Source organism: Rahnella sp. PCH160 (assembly GCF_047784855.1).
Classification (GTDB): domain Bacteria; phylum Pseudomonadota; class Gammaproteobacteria; order Enterobacterales; family Enterobacteriaceae; genus Rahnella.
In genome coordinates this window covers 670983-688749 of record NZ_JBLOGT010000001.1, presented here as the reverse complement: position 1 = coordinate 688749, position 17767 = coordinate 670983, and the positions used below count along the sequence as shown (strand labels likewise).

Here is a 17767-nt window from a genome sequence, read left to right as displayed (position 1 = left end):
GTGTGAGAAAGGGAAATCGCGGGGAGTCAAAGCGGCCCGCCCCAAAAAAAAGGTCAACATGACTACGTGGCCTGATGCTGAAGATCAGGCCATCATCTCGAGCATGAGCAGGTCGAGGTCTTTCTTTCTAACCACGAGGCTGGTGCGGCGGGTTTCGATTTGTACCGGGTCACCCATCGGTGCGACGCGGATAATATTGAAGAATGAACCCGGCAGCATGCCCAGTGAGAGCAGTTTCTGGCGGTAAGCCGGGCTAATTTCATGGGAAAAGCCGGTGATTTTATAAGCACATTTTGATTTAAGTTGCATAGTTTCCTCGCGAAGCGATCCGGTAAATGTGGAGACGGCGGCAGGAGAGTAAAGGTCCTGCAATGCCGCGCGTCCTTGCCCGGTGTTCCCACTTAACGGCGATGAGTGTGGCAAAAAGAATTGCTCAAAAATTGTCCCTGATGCGAAGTGGTCAGCCTGAAACTGACAGCGCATTGAATACGCAAAGAAGTACAAACGAAAATAGTTATCATAATTAGTACGCGTGAAGAGACAAAAGAAAAGAGGTTAACCTCTTCACGGGTATCTCCACCGCGAGGCATATGCTATGCCTGTGGGATACCTGTTTTATTGATTTACCTCAGTGATTGATTCATTAGGACAGTGTTTAAAAAGTGTCGAAAAAAAATACATAAAAAAAGCCGCTGGTTATCAGCGGCTTTCGTTTGATGGGGGAAAACGAAAAAATCAGCGTTTTTTACCCATTGCGGCAGCCAGCGCATCGGCCATCGCATTATTCCCGGCCGGAGCCGCATTACGGCCTGCCGGTTTGTTGGCCGCAGGACGTTTCTGCGCATCCCGGTTATTGCCGGACGCCGGTGCAGAGGCGCGGCGCGCCGGTGCTTCGCCCGGTTGCTCGTCCAGACGCATGGTCAGGGCAATACGCTTGCGCTGCAAATCGACTTCCATCACTTTGACTTTAACGATATCGCCGGCTTTCACCACGGTGTGCGGATCTTCGACGAACTTGTTTGCCAGAGAAGAAATATGCACCAGCCCGTCCTGATGAACGCCGATATCCACGAACGCACCGAAGTTGGTGACGTTGGTGACTGAGCCTTCGAGGATCATGCCCGGCATCAGGTCATTCATGGTTTCCACACCCTCGGCAAAGGTCGCGGTTTTGAACTCAGGACGCGGATCGTGCCCCGGTTTTTCCAGCTCTTTGATGATGTCGGTAACCGTCGGCACACCAAATTTTTCATCAGTGAATTCGCTGACTTTCAGGCCGCGCAGCGCGTTGGAATCGCCCATCAGCTCTTTCAGTGCCAGTTGTGTGGCGGCCAGAATGCGTTCGACGACCGGATAGGTTTCCGGGTGGACCGTTGAGGCATCGAGCGGGTTATCGCCGTGATTGATACGCAGGAAGCCCGCGCACTGTTCAAAGGCTTTTGGCCCCAGACGGCTGACTTTCAGCAGTTGTTCGCGGTTGCGGAACTGCCCGTTTTCATCACGCCAGTTAACGATATTCTGCGCCATCATGCGGGTCAGGCCTGCGACGCGGGTCAGCAGCGGAACCGATGCGGTGTTGAGATCCACACCCACGGCGTTCACGCAGTCTTCGACGACGGTGTCGAGTTTCTTCGCCAGCTGAGACTGGCTGACGTCGTGCTGATACTGACCGACACCGATGGATTTCGGATCGATTTTCACCAGCTCGGCCAGCGGATCCTGCAAGCGACGGGCAATGGAAACGGCGCCACGAATCGATACGTCCAGATCCGGGAATTCCAGCGCGGCCAGTTCGGAAGCGGAATAGACGGACGCGCCTGCCTCGCTGACAATCACTTTCTGCGCAATCACTTTCGGGAATTGTTTTTGCAAATCAAGGAAGAAGCGCTCGGTTTCGCGTGAAGCGGTACCGTTGCCGATCGCGACCAGCTCAACGTTATGTTTGATGCACAGCGCGGCAACCTGCTGCGCCGCTTTCGCCGCCTGACCGGTATGGGGATAAACCGTGTCGATATCCACCAGTTTGCCGGTGTTATCCACAACGGCGACTTTTACGCCGGTACGCAGACCCGGATCGAGGCCCATTGTCGCGCGCATTCCAGCCGGTGCGGCCATCAGCAAATCGTGCATGTTGCGGGCGAAAACGTTAATCGCTTCGTCTTCGGCGCGTTCTCGCACGGTGCTCATCAGTTCGGTTTCGAGGTGCAGAAGCACTTTGATACGCCACGTCCAGTTCACCACCGCGCGACGCCAGACGTCGGCCGGTGCGTTGTTCAGACGCAAGCCCAGATGGTCGATAATCAGTTGTTCGGCGTAGCTTTCTTTCGGCGGTTCATCGTGCTGCGGATCGGCATTCAGCGCCAGTTGCAATACGCCTTCGTTGCGGCCACGGAACATCGCCAGCGCACGGTGAGACGGCACCTGAGAAATCGGTTCATGGTGATCGAAATAATCACGGAATTTCGCGCCTTCCTGTTCTTTGCCATCGACCATACGGGACGTCAGATGGGCATTTTTCCACAGATAATCACGGACTTTCGCCAGCAGCGCGGCATCTTCGGCGAAACGTTCCATCAGAATATAGCGCGCGCCATCGAGTGCGGCTTTGGTGTCGGCGACGCCTTTTTCGGCATCGATGAATTGGGCGGCGGTGGTTTCCGGTTCGTTCTTCGGTTCATTCCACAGCAGGTCGGCCAGCGGCTCAAGGCCCGCTTCAATCGCAATCTGCCCGCGCGTACGGCGTTTAGGTTTAAACGGCAGATAAAGGTCTTCCAGCTCGGTTTTGCTCAGCGTGGTGTTGATGGCTTTTGCCAGATCGTCGCTCAGTTTGCCCTGTTCGTCGATGGATTTGAGGATGGTCTGGCGGCGGTCTTCCAGCTCACGCAGATAGCCCAGACGTGTGTCTAACTGACGCAACTGGGTATCATCCAACCCGCCGGTGACTTCCTTACGATACCGCGCAATAAAGGGCACGGTATTACCTTCATCCAGCAGACGCACCACGGAAGCTACCTGCTCCGGGCGAACCTGCAATTCACTTGCGATAATGCGGCTCAGTTGATCATTCATAGGTCGGGTATCAGTTTTTTCGTTAGTGAGTGACGTAAATACAGGGCACCGTTATACGATTTGAAGGCTGAAAATGCCAGCCGTCGGGACGATGTGCCTCACGTTTTGGGCGTTATCTGATTATTTGCCGTAGTCGATTTCATTGACGTACCACGTCGCATCACCGACCGGCGTGGTGACCACCAGACTGTCGCCGACTTCCTTTTTCAGCAGCGCTCGCGCCATCGGGGAGTCGATAGAAATGTAGTCTTTGCGGCCAAAAATTTCGTCATAACCGACAATGCGAAAGCGTTTGATGTCACCGTCGTCGTTTTCCACTTCCACCCACGCGCCAAAGAACACTTTGCCATCCTGTTGCGGCGAGTAATCGACGATGCGTAGCTGTTCCATGCATTTGGTCAGATAGCGGATACGGCGGTCAATTTCACGCAGGCGCTTTTTGTTGTACTGGTAATCGGCATTTTCACTGCGGTCGCCCAGGCTGGCGGCCCAGGTCACCTTTTTGGTGACTTGCGGACGCTCTTCGCGCCACAGAAAATCCAGCTCAGCTTTGAGCTTGTCGTAGCCTTCGCGGGTAATCAGTTTGGTCTTCATATCCTCTGCCACTTTCCTTAAAATTCTTTCGCCATTGTTTCACACAATTGCGTTGCTGGCAGTGCAGAAATTGACCGAAAAAACTGCCGGGCTGCTACGCTTTATCTGATGGCTTTTTAGTCGGATAGTTATTATCCTTCGCCGCGCTTCTTGCGAATTTATTATTCCGTTACAACTTTCGCAATATTCTGAATTTCAAAATATTTTTATTAAATATCACTTCAGATTATGGGTCATAGGGATTAGGGGTACAGCTACAAATGGATTTACTCAGATTCTTACTGCGTTTGCCTTTTACGTTGATAAAAGGCGTCCTCCGCGTGCTGGCTTTTCTTTTAAGTCTGCTCGGGCGCGTCATTAAACCTGTTGTCGGCAATATCGACTGGCGTGCGCCGGTCTGGTGGACGGCAATGTCCGGCTGGCTCAAACGCGGATTTACGCGGCTGGAAGGCGACGTCGATAAATACCCGAAAGCCATCAGTCTGGCGATTCTGGTGCTGCTGTGCGCGGCGGGCGCGGGCGTTTATGGCTGGCACTGGTGGTTAAACCGGCCGCAGCCGATTGAGCCAGCGCCGATGGTGTATCAGGAAACCAGCGTGCGGGTCAGTAACCCGGAAGCGATTAATTATGCTGCGCAAAAACTTGCGCCTCAGCAGGCCATTTTTAATTTTAGAAATTCGGCGGCGCCGCTGACTGATGTCGGCAAAGTGGTCGAAAAAGGCATTGCGCTCAAACCGGCTACCGAAGGCGAATGGAAATGGATCAGCGGTTATACGTTAGTCTTCACGCCGAAAAATCCGCTGCCGATGGGCACGAAATACGAAGTGAATTTCACGCCGGACGTATTGCTCGCGCCGCAAATAAAACTGGCGACCACGCGTTACGAATTTACCGTGCCGGCCTTCGATTATCAGTTGGGCACCGCCGAGTATTTCCAGGACCCGCAGGATCCACAAAAACGCAGCGCGATTTTTAACGTCAAATTCAATGCGCCGGTGGATGTGGCCAGCTTTGAGAAACAAATCTCTCTGGGTCTGAGCGAAGGGAAAGCCAAAACGGAATCCAAACTCAATTATTCCGTGGTGTATGACCAGAAAAAACTCAATGCGTGGGTGCATTCTGAACCGCTGAAATCACTCGATCACGGTGGTTCCGTGCATGTGACCATAGGCGAGGGCGTGAAAGCGTCCGTGGCATCGAATGCCACCACGCAGGCGCGTAATGCCTGGGTTTCCGTGCCGACGCTTTACAGCCTGACCGTGAGTGACGCCAGCGCGCAGGTGGTCGATGCCGACGGCGCGAAAGGTCAGCGTGCGCTGATCATCGGGTTCAGCGATGCGGTGAAAGATAAATATATCCGCCGCGCCGTGAAAGTCTGGCTGTTACCGCAGCACGATCCGAATGATTCAGACGCCGCAACCGGCCCGGACGATTACGCCAGCTGGAATGTGGACAGCGTCGAAAATAACGTACTGGCGCAATCCACGCCGCTCAATATCCAGCTGAACGAAGCCGAAAGCGACTATCAGCCGCAGTTCAGTTTCCGCTTCGATGCGCCCGCGCACCGCGCCATGCTGGTGGAAATCGACAACGTACTGACGTCTTCCGGCGGCTATAAAATGCCGGAAAAAGTCTACCGCATTGTTGAAGTCCCGGATTATCCGAAATCCCTGCAATTTATGTCGCAGGGTTCGCTGCTGTCGGTGAACGGTGACAAGCAAATCAGCGTGGCGGCGCGCAACGTGCCGGGAATGCGTCTGGACATCAAACGCGTGATCCCAAGCCAGCTGCAACACATCGTGTCATTTAAAAGCCGTGAATATTCGTCGGCGGAATTTAACCGTCTGAATGACGAATACTTTACCGAGCACTTTAAATACCAGACGGCGGTGAATAACGACAAACCGGGTGAAGTGAATTATCAGGGCGTCGATCTTTCCCGTTATCTGTCCACTGATCCTTCCTCGCATCGCGGCGTATTCCTGCTGACGCTATCGGAATGGGATCCGAAGAAGAAAGAAGAAAAACCGGCGACCGATGACGACGGTTATCAGTATCAGGATGACGATCAGAGCGGAGACGAAGCGCCGGTCGGCGATTCCCGCTTTGTGGTGGTCACCGATCTGGGGATTATCGCCAAGCGTTCGCAGGATAAAACCCGCGACGTGTTTGTGCAGTCGATTCACAGCGGTACGCCGGTCAGCAACGCCAAAGTGTCGGTGATTGCGAAAAACGGCGTCACGCTGCTGACGCAAACCACCGGCGCCGACGGGCATGTGCGTTTTCCGGCGCTGGACGTTTACACCAGCGAGCGGCAACCGGTGATGTTCCTGGTCGAAAAAGAGGGTGATGTGTCGTTCCTGCCCGCCGACCGCAATAACGATCGCGGCCTAGACTTCTCACGGTTTGACGTCGATGGCGAAATTACCCCGAACGATCCGCGTACGCTGAGCAGTTATCTGTTCTCCGATCGCGGCGTTTATCGTCCGGGTGACACTTTCAACATCGGTCTGATCACCCGCGCAGCCGACTGGAGTATGGGCCTGGCCGGTGTTCCGGTACGCGCTGAAATCCACGACCCGCGCGACAAGCTGATGAGCACCATTCCGCTGACGCTCGGTGCCAGCGGTTTCAACGAGCTGAGCTATACCACTGACGACAATTCACCGACCGGTGAATGGAACGTTTATCTGTACCTGATCGGCAAAGACAACGAATCTTCCGTGCTGCTGGGTCACACCTCAGTCAACGTGAAAGAGTTCGAGCCGGATCAGCTGAAAGTGAAACTGCAGCTGACGCCGGAACGTAAGCAGGGCTGGGTGAAACCGACGGAATTGCAGGCCAATATCGACGTGCAAAACCTGTTTGGTACGCCAGCGCAGGATCGCCGCGTGACGTCGAAACTGACGCTGCGCCCGATGTACCCGAGCTTCGACGCGTTCCCGGATTATGCGTTCTACGAGAATCGGCAGAACAGCGACGGGTTTGAAACCAATCTGGAAGACCGCACCACCGACGATAAAGGCACTGCGAATATTCCGCTGGATCTGAAATCGTATGCCGATGCGACCTACCAGTTGCAACTGCTGTCAGAAGCCTTTGTGGCCGGTGGCGGGCGTTCAGTCTCTGCGACCGCGCGGGTTCTGGTTTCGCCTTATGATTATCTGATTGGCGTGAAACCGGACGGCGATTTGGGGTACATCAATCGCGGTGCAGTTCGTCATCTGAACGTGATTGCCGTTGATCCGACCCTTAAACAGATTGCCCTGCCTGCGCTGAAAGTGGCGCTGATCGAACAGAAATACATTTCGGTTCTGACTAAGCAGGATTCCGGCGTTTATAAATATCAGTCGAAAATGAAGGAAGTGCAGCTTTCGGAACAACCGCTTTCGCTGACCGCGCAGGGCAACGACCTGACGCTGACGACCGACAAGCCGGGCGATTTCGTGCTGGTGGTGGAAGACGCGCAGGCCAACGTGCTTAACCGCATCGCGTACACCGTCGCGGGCAACGCCAACCTCAGCCGTTCGCTGGATCGCAACGCCGAGCTGAAGCTGAAACTCAATCAGGCGGAATATCAGCCGGGTGAGGAAATCGAGGTTTCCATCAATGCGCCTTATACCGGCAGCGGATTGATCACCATCGAGAAGGACAAAGTCTACAGCTGGCAGTGGTTCCACACGGATACCACCAGTTCCGTGCAGAAAATCCGTGTGCCGGCCGGAATGGAAGGCAACGGCTACATCAACGTGCAGTTTGTGCGTGATGTGAATTCTAATGAAATCTTCATGAGCCCGCTGAGTTACGGCGTGATGCCGTTCAAGATCAGCACCAAAGCGCGCCAGAACTATCTGGAAGTGGATGCGCCGGAAGTGATTAAGCCGGGCGAAAATCTGGCGATGACCGTCATGACCGATGGCCCGCAGCAGGTTGCGCTGTTTGCCGTGGACGAAGGTATTTTGCAGGTGGCGCGTTATCGCCTGAAAGATCCGCTGGAGTATTTCTTCCGCAAGCGCGAGCTGGGCGTGGAAAGTTCGCAAATCCTAGACCTGATCCTGCCGGAGTTCAGCAAGCTGATGCAGCTGGCGGCAGCGCCGGGCGGTGACGGCGGCGAAGGGCTGGATCTGAACGTCAATCCGTTCAAACGCAAACGCGACAAACCGGTGGCGTACTGGTCGGGCATTACCGAAGTGAACGGCGAGAAGCAGTTTGATTATCAGGTGCCGGATTACTTCAACGGCAAAATCCGCGTGATGGCGATTTCCGTCACACCGGACAAAATCGGCAAAGCGCAAACCGCGGCGACTGTGCGCGACAACTTCATCATGACGCCAAACGTGCCTGCAATGGTTGCGCTGGGCGATGAATTTGATGTCAGCGTCGGCGTGAGCAATAACCTCGAAGGGCTGAACGGCAAGAGCGTGGCCATCGCCGTGCATCTGGCGGTGCCGCCGCAGTTGGAAGTGGTCGGTAAAGCGGATCAAAACCTGTCTCTGGCTGAAAAACGTGAAGGCGTGATTAATTTCCGCCTGCGCGCCAAAGCTGTGCCGGGGGACGCGCCGCTGGTATTTGAAGCAACGTATGCCGATAAAACCAGCCGCCGCACCATCAGCACGTCGGTACGCCCGGCCATGCCATTCCGCACGCAGTCAGTGATGGGGCGCATGAGCGGCAGCAGCCAGAACGTCGATAACCTTCGTCAGATGTTTGATGCTTACGCGGTGCGCAAAGCCGCGGTGTCCAACTCGCCGCTGGTGCTGACTAACGGGCTTTCACAGTATCTGGCGGATTATCCGTATTACTGTTCTGAGCAGATTGTCAGCCGTTCCATTCCGATGATCCTCGAAGGTCTGCATCCGGAAATGAAAGGCTCGCTGAGTCAGGCCGAGACCAGCAAAAAACTGAAAGACATGCTGGCGATCCTGCGTTCACGTCAGAACGACAGCGGCGCGATTGGCCTGTGGCGTTCGTCGCCGCAAACCGATCCGTTCGTCACGCCTTACGTGGTGCAATATTTGCTGGAGGCCAAAGGGGCAGGCGTTGCATTACCGGCCGGTATGCTCGATGAGGCCAACGCGGCACTGCGCGAGCTGGCGGCCAGTCAGAGTGATGATTTGTACACCCTGCGTCTGCGCGCGTGGGCGGTGTATCTGTTAACGCGTCAGGGTGAGATCACCACCAGTTCGCTGGCGTCGGTGCAGGACACGCTGCAACAGCGCTATCCGGACACCTGGAAAACTGATCTCAGCGCGCTGTATCTGGCGTCGTCTTACCGCATGCTGAAAATGGATGATGAAGCCAATACCCTGTTGCAGCCAACGTGGAAGCAACTGAGTAAGGCGTATGACAAAGCCTGGTGGACGCAAAGTTACTTTGACCCGCTGGTTCAGGACGCGACGCGGTTGTATCTCATCGCCCGCCACTTCCCGGAAAAAGTGTCTGCTATTCCGCCGCAGGTGCTGGAAAACATGGTCAAATCGCTGAAAGAGGAGCGTTACACCACCTATTCTTCGGCAATGAGCATTCTGGCGCTGGAGAGTTATTCCGCACAGGTCGCGGCGCAGGCCACGGCACCGGACGCGCTGAAAATCACGCAGATCAGCAAAACCAAAAATGTTGAACCGCAGCTGATTTCCAGCGTTCAGGGGCTGTTTGCGAAAGCCAATTTCACCGCCGATGCGAAGGCATTGCGCGTGGAGAATGGTAACGACACACCAGCGTGGTACGTGGTGACGCAGGCCGGTTATGACCTCGCCGCGCCGAAGAAAGCCATTTCGCGCGGGCTGGAAATTACCCGTGATTACACCGATGACCAGGGTAAACCGGTGACGCAAATTACGCTGGGGCAGAAAATCAATGTACACCTGAAAATCCGCGCCAATTCGAAAGAAGGGCAGGATAATCTGGCGATTGTCGATTTGTTGCCGGGTGGATTTGAAGTGGTACAGCAAACGGCACCGGAACCGGAATCTGACAGCAGCGATGAAAACAGCGATGCAGCAGCTTCCGCATCCTGGCAGTCACCGCTGTCCGCCTCCGGCTCGACGTGGGCGCCGGATTACAGTGACATTCGCGAAGACCGCGTGGTGATTTACGGCAGCGCCAGCACTGATGTGCAGGAGTTTGTCTATCAGATCAAAGCCACCAACACCGGCAGTTTCATCATCCCACCGGCGTATGGCGAAGCGATGTATGACCGCGAAGTTCAGGCACTTTCCGTCAGTGATCAAAAACTGGTGGTCGTCCCGGCAGACGAACCGGCTGTAGCTCAAAAATAATAGACCGCAGACTGCGCCCCGCTGTTTTGGCGGGGCGTAACTGACGCTGAGTAGCAAGATGAACACCTTTCCTCTTTTTTTCAAAACAGCCAAACGCCTCCTGCAAAATATCGCCATGGCGGGTTTTTTACTGGCGCTGCTGCTTCTGGCGTGCCGTCTCTGGCCACATCCGCCGCTTTCTCAGGGGCAACCTTTTTCATCCGTCTATTATGACCGGCATGGAACGCTGATGCGCATCACGCTGGCCAATGACGATCGTTATCGCGTGTGGACGCCGCTCGAACAGGTTTCGCCGCTGGCGGTAAAAGGTCTGTTGCTGCACGAAGATCGCTGGTTTTACGTCAATCCGGGTTTCAATCCGTTCAGCCTGATGCGCGGGTTCTGGCGTAGTTATGTGGCGGGCGGAAAAATGCAGGGCGGTTCGACCATCAGCATGCAACTGGCGCGGATGCACTGGCATCTCAATACCCGCACGCCATCGGGCAAGATTATGCAGATCTTACGCGCGGTCCAGCTGGAGCTGAGTTATTCCAAACACGATATTCTTGAAGCCTATCTGAACTACGCGCCCTATGGCCGCAACATTGAGAGCATCGGCGCGGCCAGCCTGATTTATTTCAACAAAGCCCCGAAAGACCTGACATTGCCGGAAGCGCTGACGCTGGCCGTTTTGCCGCAATCCCCCAGTTACCGCATCGACGCCAAAACCGGCGTGCTGGGCACGGCACTGACGCAGGCACGCAACCGGCTTTTCGGCCGCTGGCAGGCGCATTACGCGACCGACAGCAGCCAGATTTCACTGTTCAAACTGCCGCTGGCGCTGCGTCAGCCGGAGCAGATGCCGTACATCGCACCGCACTTTATCGAGCAGCTTCGCCAGCAAAATCAGCAGCTGGTTCAGACCGATAACCGCGTGGACACCACGCTGGACGCCGGTTTGCAACGGCTGATTGAGCGGCAGGTCAGCGCCTTCATCACCCGCAATGAAAGCCGCGGGATCCATAATGCCGCCGCCCTGCTGGTGGATACCCGCGATATGGGCGTGCGGGCGCTGGTGGGCTCGGCGGACTATTACAACCGTGAAATTCAGGGCAGGTAAACGGCACGAACGCCAAACGCTCGCCGGGCTCGGCGCTTAAACCTTTTATTTATGCGCTGGGGATGGAGCAGGGCGTGCTGCATCCGATGACCATCCTGAAAGATGTGCCTTCGGCGTTCGGGGCTTATGCACCGGAGAATTTTGACCGGCGTTTTCTCGGGCCAGTCACCGCCACAGATGCCCTGAACTTCAGCCGCAATATTCCGGCGGTGTACGTCGCTTCACAGCTCCGGCAGCCGACGTTCTACCAGTTTCTGCGGCTTTCCGGTGTCGCGGATATGTCGAGCGAAAACCATTACGGCCTGTCGCTGGTGCTGGGCGGTGGCGAAGTGACGATGCAGGAGCTGGCAAAACTGTATGCGCTGCTGGCGAACCGTGGCGTTCTGCAACCACTACGGATGCAAAAGAGCGATCCGGCAGCCGCGACGCCGGTCAGATTGCTCAGCGAGGAAGCCAGCTTTATGACGCTGGACATGCTGCGTCAGCACCGCCGCCCCGGCGATACGCTGGCTCAGCAGCCTTCATCGTTACCGGTGTACTGGAAAACCGGCACATCGTGGGGGTTCCGTGATGCCTGGAGCGTGGGCATTTTCGGGCCTTACGTTCTGGTGGTCTGGGAGGGGAATTTCGACAGCAAAGGTAACAACGTGTTTGTGGGTGCCGAAGCCGCCGCGCCGCTGTTCTTCAATATCATCGACAGCATTAACGCCAGCTATCCCGCGTTGCAGGAACCCCGCCATCCGTTTCCGAAACAGCTGAAGCGGGTTGATATCTGCCTCGCCAGCGGTGATTTACCGACGCCCTGGTGCCAGCAAAAAGGCAAAACGTGGTTTATACCCGGAAAATCGCCCATCAAAGTTGATACGGTTTATCGCCCTGTCAGGCTGGATAAACTGACCGGCGAAGTGGCTTGTCCGCCTTATGAAGAAAACGAAACCCGCACGGAAGTTTTTGAGTTCTGGCCGTCAGATCTGGCCAATGTGTTTGCTCAGGCAGGCCTGCCAAAACGCAAACCGCCGGTGAATCACTGTAAAAATGAGGGTGCCGACGTCAGCGGCAATCCGCCGCGCATTACATCTCCGCTTAAAAACACGGTCTACACCCTGCGGCAATCTCAGCAAGGGCGCGACAGGATTTCGTTCAACGCGGTGACGGATGCGGACAGTAAAACGGTCTACTGGTTTGTGGATGATATTTATCTCGGCAGCTCTGCCAGCAAATCGGCCATCGACTGGCGGCCCATCAACAACGGGCAATACCGCATCCGTGCCGTCGACGATCATGGCCGCGCCGACAGCCGGTTAATCAGTATTGAAATTTTGAACTAAGTAGGAAATCAGGCAGCGGATAAGCTGCCTGATTTTTATCATCTGATATCGACTTTTAGCGTAGCTGTTGCTTCGAATTCACCGGTATCGAGTTCGCCGCCCACCAGATTTATCGGAAATGCAGTCAGGGTGACTTTTCCCAATCCGTTCTGGTTCATGGGTAAAACACCTTCTGCAAAGGGCATGTAGGTCCCGCCCGCATCCTGCACCACAATCCCTATATCTGCCTTGTTATCGGACGGACGGCGGCGTGCAATCAGGTAATATTGATTCTCAACGTCCTGTCCCTCGAGGATCATTTCGAGTTTGTCGTTGACAGGAATGACCGGTAGCCCGCTTTTTGTGCAGTCATATTTGATATCAAACGTGACAGGCCGGTAACCATCCGGTGGCGTATTTATCTTTGTGAAACTGCTGCCCTGAATTGTGCCGAACCTGACGGAGATAATTTCCCCCTGATTGATCTCACAGTTTTGTGGCACCGTAATTGTTCCGCTGAGATACAAAATTGCAACGGGCGATCCCAGCGGAGGGGCCGTTGTGTTTACCGTTGCCGAAGAGGCATAAACCCGGGCAATTTCAATACGAGGGATGGTGACTTCGCCAATAAAAGGCGTCGTAATGTAAAGGTCTACTTTGCCCTGCGAACCGGTGTTCAGATTATCTTGCGTGCTCTGCTGTGCACAGATACCGGTGTTTTCCTTATCCCAATGATGTGTTCCGTCACTGACGGCTTTACTGGTAGGAACGATCACGTTTCCATTTTTAGGGATGGCGACCTGGGTCATTACATCGAGATGATCATTAATTTTGAAGTAGTTCGTGGTATGTCCGAGCGGGAGCGAAGTTTGCAGGCTGTACATAATCAGCACCCCATTCGCGCTCGACGCATCTGCCGCTGAACAGTTGCAGGTAATTTGATAACTTTGCTGGCTGCTGTTCAGCGCCTCAGAGAAAGTGCTACCCCGCGCGTTATCATCGCTACTCAGGTCACGCAAAATAGAGTTTTCATACGTAGTCGCACTGCCATTTCTGGATTCACAGGTGGCCGAGCCCGCGAGTGCGGGTAAGGCATAGAGACTTGAAATACCCAATATCAGTGCAAACAACGTGCTTTTACTGTGGTTCATGTTTTTATCCTTAAATGCATGAGGCCGTGATGGATTGCACCGTTGAGGCAACGGGCTTCAGATTTATGCTGGCTTTGCATTGTTGGTTAGCCGCAATCCCCCACTTCACGTGCAAACCCACCTGCTCGCCTGTCTTTATCCCGGAGAGATAAAGGACGCCGCCATCATCTACGATATTTTCCAGCGATTGATCTTCACTGACCGCAACGGCACCGAAAGGAACTGTCGTGCCATCATTGCGCACCAGTTTGATTAAGGCGCGTGCGCCTATGTGGGCATCAAAATGGGCCAGAACCATTGCACCTTTATTGGGAATGACTAATTCAGATGTATTAGTCACATCCACGTCATCAGGCAAAGTGGTCGTGTCGAGAACGATGCGGTTTTCGGTATAAGACGTGAGGTAAGGCACGACGGCGTAGCCACGCCAGTCGGTCCTGAGGCCCGGCAGATTTTGTACTCTTGCACCGCTCGCCCCATTGGCATCAATCAGGGCAAATGAATCCCCCAGGGGTTGGGACAGCGTAACGCCATGGGCGTGAGCGACAACGCCGCCAGCAACGCCATAGCTCATTTGCTGGGAATTGTTGTCGTAATAATAACCGGCGTTGAGCGTGCCGTAGGATGACCGATAGGAAGTATTAATATTGCTGCTGTCGTTTCCTCCTTGCCGGGTATGACTTTGCTGAAGCGAATAACTGAGCCGATGATCGTCCAGAGCCGTCCCACTGAGTCCGATTTGCTGACGAGTTTCACCTTCTTTATCGTGCGTAACATTATAGGTTGCCCAGCTTTGTGGCAGCCATCGGCTTAGCGGAACGCGAATATTCAACGCGATCTGTTGATCATTATCTCCACCGCCCAGTCGGCTGTAGGAATAGGACAGGTTATAGCTGATGCCGTAAAGGGTGGTGTTCATCCCGAGGGCGATATTTTTCTCTTTGTTGCTATCACGCCAGTAGTTCTGCTGATAAGCCGACACGTACATACTTGTACCTTCCCAAAGCGCCTGATTAATACTGACCTGATATTTGCTGCGCTTATGGCCCTCTTGTGTCGCGTTATCCTGAGACTGATTCGCCTCATCGAAATCGTAGAATCCGCTGGTTGAATAGCGGTAGCTGGCAATTGAAAAGTTAGTATCAGTCGCCTCGATGTTTTTAGAATATTGAATACGATAAGACTGGCCGCTGCTGTTTTGATTGTTGTCCAGTGTGGTTTGAGCCTGCGTAATATCGACAGAAACAGAACCTAATGACAGTAAACTGAACCCAACCCCAGCCATTCCGGAAACATAATCGGGTGACAATAATGTACCGGCATACATTGTAATTTCATTCGAGACACCATAAATCACCGTGCCTTGGGCAAAGTCTGGTTCTTTGTCGCCATTGTTGTTTGAACGGTAGCGTCCTGCGGTGCCGCTGTATTTCAGACGCCCCGGACGTTGCATCACCGGCACGGATGAAAAAGGCTGATTAAACCTGCGCTCAGTTCCGTCGGCTTCTTTAATGGTGACTTCTAAATCGCCGCTGTAGGAAGACGGGTAAAGGTCGTTAATTTCGAATGCACCGGGCGCGACATAACTTTGATAAATGATATATCCATCTTGCCGGATGGTAACTTCGGCGTTGGAGCTGGCTATTCCTCTGATCGTCGGTGCAAAACCTCGCTGGCTGTCGGGCAGCATATTGTCGTCGGAAGCTAGCTGAACACCGATAAATTGCAGACTGGGAAACAGATCGCCCGGTGTCGAGCTTTGGCCGATCAGAAACTGGGATTTAAGACTTTTGATGTCGCGCTGAGCGTAAGTTGAAATGGCATCCCAGCTTTGCTGACCGTCGCTGCTGCTGTAGGTGCTGTAATTACGTAAACGCCACGCGCCCAGATTCAACCCGTTTTGCATGTTCAGATACTGGCTGGAATCATCGCTGCCATTCTTGTTCTTTCGCTGAGATCCAGAGAATGCATAGTTAGAAAACAACACAGGGACACCGTCATCCCATCTTTTCGGATCGACATAGCCGTTGGCTTTACGATCCATCGCAGCCTGCGGAATGCTGATATCGAGGCGCATCCGGTTAAAATCGAATTTAGCGGCTGCTGCGGGAATATACTGAGCTAATGCATCCAGAGGGGCATCATGCTGGTGATTTGCCAGAGAGGGAAATGCGTCGACCCTGACGTTCATTGCGCGAAGTAAATCAGGCGTTATCTCAGGTTCAAGCGAGCCATCGGGCATCTGGTTGTAACGAATTTCTTGCTGGAGCACCTTATCAAGATTGACGTAAACAGCGGTATCGTACATACCTGCTATCTGCGCCTTATCACTTCTGGAAAAAATAGAAAGATCTACATTGTCAGTGGGTTGTCCGCTTTGCTCAAGCAGCCGGGGATCAAAAAAAACGTCTTCTGCCCGCGCAATATCAATAAACAAAGCCGTCATCGTGAAAGCACAGATCAGTACAAGTGTGAAAATATGACACTGCAGGCGGGGGCAATTTCCCGGATTTATTGCATTCGGAGAGTTATCCATAGTCATTATCACTGAATTCCCTGAAGAGATTCTGATGCAGCTAAATTGCCGGGTTAAAAAACATGTAATTAGAGACTTCTCTTTTCGGGTGGTGTGTCGCCGCCATAATCATTGATTGCGCTCCACTCAACGGTATTGCCAGAGATATCGCCTGGAATTTTCACGTTGATTTGGCTGCCAGGTGCAATCATTTCAGTGTCTTTGAGCAAGGTATTGCCCACCGTCAGATAACTGAACACAACGTAATAAGAGGAAGGATTAGTGATGTTGAGTTGACCATTAGCGCGTGAGAAGGTCAGTAGCTTATAGGCGTCATAAGATTTCCCTTGTAATTTCTCAGGGCGGTAAAAAAGTTTTATTCTTGTCTTAATAACTAACCTTAACTCGTTAGCATCATTTTTGGGAGTGGATGGGATAGCGCGTACATTAATATAAAATATGGATTCTCTATCTTGCGGCAATTCTCCTCCTGTATATGAAATACGAAGGTTGTTTTCATCATTTGCATTCAATCTAAAAAGTGGAGGGGTGACAACAAACGGACCACGTGTTTTCCCGTCCCCATTATCAATCCAGGACTGAATCAGAAACGGTTTACTTTCCGATTTGTTGCTAAGAGGCAATGACGCTTCTTTTTTATTAGCGGCATAAATTACACGGGTACGACCCACAAGAATTCCGCCACCATAACTTAGCTGAATAGAAAAGAAAAACAGAAGAGTTAACTGAATGAGTCGGTTGATTGCATTGCACATGTGATTATTCGATCCAGAAATGAGTAGGCCTTGTTTTTTTATAATAGTTAAGCCGGCAGGCTCCGTGACAGAGTCCGCCGGCGTCAAAGCAGATTAGCGATAATCGAGGGTAACGTTGACACTTGCATCGGCTGGACCGGCAGTGATGTCATCTGGATCTTTGAACGACTGGTAGTTTGCAAGCAAATTGACATCCATCGTTGCTGTTTTAATGTCATAGGTAATAGTCGGTAAAGTATTCAGCAGCATAACGGCTTTTGTATTGGCATCCAAAATTTGAATACCTACGCCGTCCGCCATCGTATCGCTGAAGCTATTGCCCAGTTTCACGAGATTAGGATGGGTTGAATCAACCGCTTCTGCCTCCAGCCATATACGGAAATGCGGAAGAGGGTCGCCCTCTTTCTGTGCCACAGGGCAGTTCGCTAAAGGCAGAGTGAAAGGGATATTTGGGGAAGTATCGCCAATTTCTCTAAATTGAGCTGCGGAATATGTACCCAAAGGAACATCTACATCATTCCCCCCGTTAATGACACATGCAGTTTTAATAATTGCGCCAGAGAAGTTAATTCTTCCATCAATCGCATAGCTATTTCCGGCTAATGCCAGAAGCAACCCACTTACCATGAGCTTGTATGTCGTTTTCATTGTTGCATCCATTCTGAAATAAAACGTTGAAGGTTGTCCCGCGAAGTTTATCAGAAAGTTCGCAATACCACTGATGATTTTTCGCGGAAAGTGAGTCTATCAATTGTTTTGTTTATTGAATAGTAGGTATTAGTTTGTTGAGTTACACGATGATTTAAATTTGATCAGTTCTATTCATTTTATTGATCATTGATGGGATTCTAATTCAATTTATTTATTGTTCATCATGGTTTCAAATAAAATATATATCTTTCTGAATATATAATTAATACGTTTCTTTTAATTGAATGATTTAATTGTATTCCAACAGGAAGAAAGCGAATAAACGGA

General features: G+C 52.7%; 7 protein-coding genes and 3 pseudogenes. 3 read left to right on the top strand and 7 right to left on the bottom strand.

Annotation, left to right across the window (positions count from 1 at the left end):
* Positions 1 to 84: 84 nt before the first annotated feature.
* The 3 genes from feoA to greB form a co-directional block, all read right to left on the bottom strand.
* Positions 85 to 309, bottom strand: a complete 225-nt coding sequence (gene feoA / locus ACM5QY_RS03205) for a ferrous iron transporter A (protein ID WP_104923656.1) — start codon at positions 307 to 309, stop codon at positions 85 to 87.
* A 426-nt stretch (positions 310 to 735) separates the two neighbouring features.
* Complete coding sequence (locus ACM5QY_RS03200; protein WP_416119169.1) at positions 736 to 3069, bottom strand: Tex family protein; 2334 nt, start codon at positions 3067 to 3069, stop codon at positions 736 to 738.
* Positions 3070 to 3189: 120 nt separating this feature from the next.
* Positions 3190 to 3663, bottom strand: a complete 474-nt coding sequence (gene greB, locus ACM5QY_RS03195) for a transcription elongation factor GreB (protein ID WP_416119168.1) — start codon at positions 3661 to 3663, stop codon at positions 3190 to 3192.
* Positions 3664 to 3923: 260 nt separating this feature from the next.
* Here greB and ACM5QY_RS26490 point away from each other — a divergent pair.
* The 3 pseudogenes from ACM5QY_RS26490 to pbpC form a co-directional block, all read left to right on the top strand.
* Positions 3924 to 5679 (top strand): annotated as a pseudogene (locus tag ACM5QY_RS26490) (alpha-2-macroglobulin family protein); the annotation flags it as partial.
* A gap of 68 nt (positions 5680 to 5747) precedes the next feature.
* Positions 5748 to 9941, top strand: a pseudogene (locus ACM5QY_RS03185) (alpha-2-macroglobulin family protein); the annotation flags it as partial.
* 58 nt (positions 9942 to 9999) lie between these two features.
* A pseudogene (gene pbpC, locus ACM5QY_RS03180) lies at positions 10000 to 12368 on the top strand (penicillin-binding protein 1C).
* A 38-nt stretch (positions 12369 to 12406) separates the two neighbouring features.
* On the opposite strand, the gene ACM5QY_RS03175 reads toward pbpC, so the two are convergent.
* The 4 genes from ACM5QY_RS03175 to ACM5QY_RS03160 form a co-directional block, all read right to left on the bottom strand.
* Entirely contained in the window at positions 12407 to 13498 is a 1092-nt protein-coding gene (locus ACM5QY_RS03175) for a fimbrial protein (RefSeq protein WP_416119167.1), read from the bottom strand.
* Positions 13499 to 13508: 10 nt separating this feature from the next.
* Positions 13509 to 16034, bottom strand: coding sequence for a fimbria/pilus outer membrane usher protein (locus tag ACM5QY_RS03170; protein ID WP_416122808.1), 2526 nt, complete (start codon positions 16032 to 16034; stop codon positions 13509 to 13511).
* Between the two features lie 68 nt (positions 16035 to 16102).
* Positions 16103 to 16789 (bottom strand): fimbrial biogenesis chaperone, encoded by a 687-nt coding sequence (locus ACM5QY_RS03165; RefSeq protein WP_416119166.1) that lies wholly within the window; start codon positions 16787 to 16789, stop codon positions 16103 to 16105.
* Between the two features lie 93 nt (positions 16790 to 16882).
* On the bottom strand, positions 16883 to 17437 hold the full coding sequence (locus ACM5QY_RS03160; protein ID WP_416119165.1) for a fimbrial protein: 555 nt from the start codon (positions 17435 to 17437) through the stop codon (positions 16883 to 16885).
* Between the last annotated feature and the right edge of the window lie 330 nt (positions 17438 to 17767).